Genomic DNA, 4,232 nt, shown 5'->3' with positions numbered 1-4,232 from the left:
CCCTCGTGATCGACGGCGCGCCAGAGATAGTGTTTCACGCCGTTGATCTTCACGAAAACCTCGTCGAGGTGCCATCGCCGATGCCGGAAACTTCGCATCGCCTCGACCCGACTCCGGCGGATCTCGGCCGCGAAAATCGTCCCGAAGCGGTTCCACCAGAACCGCACCGTCTCGTGGGTGATGTCGATGCCGCGCTCGTGCAGAAGGTCCTCGACGTTCCGTAGCGAGAGCGGGTAGCGGACATACATCATAACCGCCAGGCGGATGATCTCGGGCGAGGTCTTGAAGTAGCGGAAAATGCGGGCGTTACTCATGCCATCGAAGGTAGCCGCACCTGCTCGGGCGGCAACCCGATTTTTATCTGACAGAGCCCACCCCCGCCGGAAATCGCCCGCCGGACGGCAAAAAATGATGCGATTTCCCTGTAAATTCCCTGTTCCCGCAAAACACACCGAAACCGACCGTCCTCTCCGACAGCCGGAGACCATGCGTCAGACCAGCCCGAAACCGCCCCGGAAAAGCGCGGCTATTGACCGCCAGCGAACGGAATCGCCGCACAAAGCCGCGTCATTCCCGCGGCTTGTCGCACCGGCCCGAAAACAGAGAATTCTTGAGGGGGTGAGTGGCGGAGACGATGGGATTCGAACCCATGATACCCCTTTCGAGGTATGCTCATTTAGCAAACGAGTGCCTTCAGCCTCTCGGCCACGTCTCCGGCGCCGATGAACCGGCGTGAGCCGTCTATGCCCGAGCGACGCCACGGTTTCAAGCCCCGAAGGAAGCGCTTTTCCGGTCAGGCTGCGCCATGCCCGGGCCGGGAAGGCAGAGCCTGAGGCCGAGATCCCTGCTCAGTGCATTGAAATCCACTCCCGGGCGAGCTGCAAAGCCCGGGCAACCTCGCCCGGCGCCATTTCCGCCGCGAGTTCCTGCCGGCGGCGCGCTGCCTCGGCATCCCCGCGCATCGCCGCGAGATTGAACCACTTGTGCGCCTCGATGAAATCGAGAGCGCCGGAGCGCCCGGTTGCGAAATCCACCGCCTTTTCGAAGAGGCCGGCGACCGGTTCGCCCGATCCGTTCATGCCCATCGTCGCCATTGTTCTGTTCCCTTGCCTGTACCCTGTCGTCCCCCGGTGGCACGTTGCTCTGGCCCCGATCGGATGGCTCGAATTTGAGGAAACTTCTCGAAAAACCGCTGAACAAGCGTCGTTACCAAACTCTGCCACCCTGGACACGATTCACATTCCATTGAGGCTGAAAACTCGATTTTTACAATTCTTTCAACGGCATTCAAGTTCATCCCTCACGGTGAACGGAAGCTTCCCGAAACCATTCCAGGCCAATTGCCGGCAGGATGCCTCCGGCTGGACATTGTTTAGGAATGAACTATTCTTCCGCTTCAGGGGGCCGACCGGGGGGCTCGGCCCGACCGCGAAAAACCCGGGAGGGGAGAGGAAACCATGGCTCGCGTCAAGACAACCATTCTCGCGCTCGGCGCGAGCCTTGCAGGCGCACTCGCCCTGCCGGGCATGGCATCCGCGCAGGAGGTTCTGGGCACATGGCTGCGTGAAAATGGCGAATCGCGAGTCCGTTTCGCCAAATGCGGCGAGGCGATTTGCGGCACGGTGGTTTGGCTGAGGAACCCGGCCGAATCGAAATCCAGTGTCGGCCAGCGCGTGTTTTATGACATGAGGCCGAATGGCGCGAACAGCTGGGCCGGGCAGGCCCTCAACCCGGAAGACGGCAAGACCTATTCCGGCAAGATGATACTCTCGGGCAATGCGCTGACCACGGCAGGATGCATCGCCGGCGGCTGGATCTGCCGCTCCGTGAGCTGGTCTCGCGCGAATTGAGGCGCAGGCCGCAGAACCGAGGGCTTGCCATGCATTCGCCCCAGTGACAGCGCAGATTGTCCGGAGATCGGGTTATCGCCCTGGATCTCCGGCTCCGGTGCTCCAGTTTTGGCTGTGATCGCGTGTGACACGGGGTTGGAGTGGACTGAATGATCGACGAAGTGGTTGGAGCGGTCATCGAAGCCGCCGTCGAAAGCTCGTTCCCGGTCGCTCAGACCGCTCTCGAAGCCCTTGGGGGACTGGCCGATGCGTCCGCTGATTTGGTCTCCTCGAATAGGTCCGTTCTCGTGAACACGACGATCGATGCCGTGGCAAATTCGGTAGTTGCAGAACGGTTGGATGCCAAAAATGAAAAGAGGGATGCAGAACCATCCGGGCCCGAAATCGGGTAGGGGGCGATCAGGGCTGATCCCGGTTGTTCGGAATAAACGTGGCAAGAAAGAGCGCGATTTCCGATCTGGCTCGCCCCGTGCGGAAATCGGTCTTATTGCAGGCGAATTGGGCCCGCTTCGCTCCCAAAGGTCCGAAATTTGGTGCCGCGAAAGCGGCCTCACCCCTTCGGCTTGTTGCCGAACAGAATTTCCTGCACCTTCGGGTCCTGCATGCGCGCGCTGGAGGGATCGCGCTTCTCTGCCCCCACCGCAAGGCCGCGTTGCACGGCCGGACGTGAGGCAATTGCGTCGAGCCAGCGCTTCATGTGCGGGAATTCGTTGATGTCCTGCCCCTGCCGCTCCCAGAGCTTGGCCCAGCTGTAGCAAGCGATATCGGCGATGGAATAGTCGCCCGCGAGATATTCGCGATCCTTCAGCCGCTTGTTCATCACGCCATAGAGGCGCCTGGTCTCGTTGGTGTAGCGGTTGATGGCGTATTCGATCTTCTCCGGCGCGTAGATGCGGAAATGATGCGTCTGGCCAGCCATGGGGCCGAGGCCGCCGACCTGCCAGAACAGCCACTGATCCACCTCGACGCGGCTCCGCTCGTTGACGGGATAGAACTTGCCCGTTTTCCGCGCGAGATACTGGAGAATGGCCCCGCTTTCGAAGACCGAGATCGGCTCGCCACCCACGGTCTCGTAATCCACGATGGCCGGAATCTTGTTGTTCGGCGACACCGCCAGGAATTCCGGCTTGAACTGGTCGCCCTTGCCGATATCGATCAGGTGCGTTTCGTAGGGCAGCCCGCATTCCTCGAGCATGATGGAGATTTTCCAGCCATTCGGGGTAGGCCAGTAATAGAGATCGATGGGTTTCATCGGCGGTTCTGTCCTTCACTGGGAGACGGCCCTCGGGCCGCAGCGATCGGAGCATAAGCCTGGCTTGCGGCGATGGGCAGGGGGTGGACGGCCATTTTTCGCCTGCTCGCGCGGTTGTGAGAAAGCCGCCCCACGGGCTCTGGCGGGGCAGCATGTGCGGCGCTAAGCTTCATGGGCCGGAGCCTGTCCGGATCGACGATTGGAAGCCGCCATGACGCCTTGCCGCCTCGCCACCCTCGCCCTGGCCTTGGGCCTGCCTGCCTCCGTTGCGCTGGCCCAGACCATGCCTGCCCAACCGAACCCCCTGCGCCCGTCCGCCACCACCCGCAGCGCGCCGGCTGCCACCGCACCGGCGACACAGGCGCCCGCCGCCGAGGCCCCCAAGCCCAAGCGCAAGCGCTCGGAAGCCCAGCTCGCGAATGACAACCGCATGCGCGCCTGCGGGCAGGAATGGCGGCAGAACAAGGCGCAGTTCACGGCCGCGGGCAAGACCTGGCGCGTGTTCAACGTGGAATGCCGCGCGCGGTTGAAAGCGCAGGGACGCTGAACGCCGGCCGGGGGCCAGGCCGGAGCGGCCGCATTCCGGGACCGCTCGGAAACCGAAAGCGGCTTTTCACAGGCGCTTTTCGCCTTGAGAACGCCAGATCACTGGACGAAAGGCGGCGCATCCATTAACTCCTCCGCAGCGTGCCGCTTGCGGCGTTGTCGTCCTCGTTCCATCAGGACCCCATGCCGTTCAACCTTACGACTGACGACATCCTGGCCTTCATCCGCGCAAACCAGGATTACGCGCCGCTGATCATTTTCCTGATGGCGCTGGGTGAGACGATTGTCGTGGTCTCGATCTTCATCCCATCCACCTTCCTGCTGATCGCGATCGGCGGGCTGATGGCCGCGAGCGGCGTGCCGCTGCTGCCCTCCTTGCTCGCGGGCGCGCTCGGGGCGAGCCTCGGCTTCTCGCTGATGTACATCATCAGCGCCACCATGCAGGGCCGCATCCTGACGATGTGGCCAGTCCGCAACTACAGCGGAACAGTCGCAATGGCACAGGATTTCACGCGGCGCTGGGGCGTGATAGGGGTGTTCTTCGGACATTTCATGGGTCCGATCCGCGTGCTCATCCCCATCGT

7 protein-coding genes and 1 tRNA gene are annotated in these 4,232 nt (G+C 62.4%); 4 read left to right on the top strand and 4 right to left on the bottom strand.

Features of this window, described 5'->3' with window-relative positions:
- From ACKODO_RS11690 to ACKODO_RS11680, 3 genes are all read right to left on the bottom strand, one after another.
- Window positions 1–314, bottom strand: a 314-nt coding sequence (locus ACKODO_RS11690) for a DDE-type integrase/transposase/recombinase (protein ID WP_408983610.1), incomplete at its 3' end; no start/stop codon positions are given.
- 309 nt (window positions 315–623) lie between these two features.
- A tRNA-Ser gene (locus ACKODO_RS11685) sits at window positions 624–715 on the bottom strand.
- Window positions 716–848: 133 nt separating this feature from the next.
- On the bottom strand, window positions 849–1,094 hold the full coding sequence (locus tag ACKODO_RS11680) for a hypothetical protein (RefSeq protein ID WP_408983609.1): 246 nt from the start codon (window positions 1,092–1,094) through the stop codon (window positions 849–851).
- A gap of 363 nt (window positions 1,095–1,457) precedes the next feature.
- Between ACKODO_RS11680 and ACKODO_RS11675 the strand changes: the two genes are divergently transcribed.
- Both ACKODO_RS11675 and ACKODO_RS11670 read left to right on the top strand, forming a co-directional pair.
- On the top strand, window positions 1,458–1,850 hold the full coding sequence (locus ACKODO_RS11675) for a DUF2147 domain-containing protein (protein ID WP_408983608.1): 393 nt from the start codon (window positions 1,458–1,460) through the stop codon (window positions 1,848–1,850).
- 149 nt (window positions 1,851–1,999) lie between these two features.
- Window positions 2,000–2,242, top strand: coding sequence for a hypothetical protein (locus ACKODO_RS11670; protein ID WP_408983607.1), 243 nt, complete (start codon window positions 2,000–2,002; stop codon window positions 2,240–2,242).
- A gap of 158 nt (window positions 2,243–2,400) precedes the next feature.
- Here ACKODO_RS11670 and ACKODO_RS11665 read toward each other — a convergent pair whose 3' ends face one another.
- Window positions 2,401–3,102: a glutathione S-transferase N-terminal domain-containing protein gene (locus ACKODO_RS11665; protein ID WP_408983606.1), complete on the bottom strand. Its 702-nt coding sequence runs from the start codon at window positions 3,100–3,102 to the stop codon at window positions 2,401–2,403.
- 211 nt (window positions 3,103–3,313) lie between these two features.
- Here ACKODO_RS11665 and ACKODO_RS11660 point away from each other — a divergent pair, with 211 nt between their 5' ends.
- Both ACKODO_RS11660 and ACKODO_RS11655 read left to right on the top strand, forming a co-directional pair.
- Entirely contained in the window at window positions 3,314–3,649 is a 336-nt protein-coding gene (locus ACKODO_RS11660) for a hypothetical protein (protein WP_408983605.1), read from the top strand.
- Window positions 3,650–3,831: 182 nt separating this feature from the next.
- Window positions 3,832–4,232: DedA family protein (locus ACKODO_RS11655; protein WP_408983604.1), on the top strand; the 401-nt coding region annotated here is incomplete at its 3' end.

Origin of the sequence: Rhabdaerophilum sp. (genome assembly GCF_046092605.1) — a bacterium.
In the GTDB taxonomy this organism is placed as follows: Bacteria; Pseudomonadota; Alphaproteobacteria; order Rhizobiales; family Beijerinckiaceae; genus Rhabdaerophilum.
Note: the sequence above shows the minus strand (reverse complement) of the source record. Positions and strands in the feature narration are given on the sequence as shown.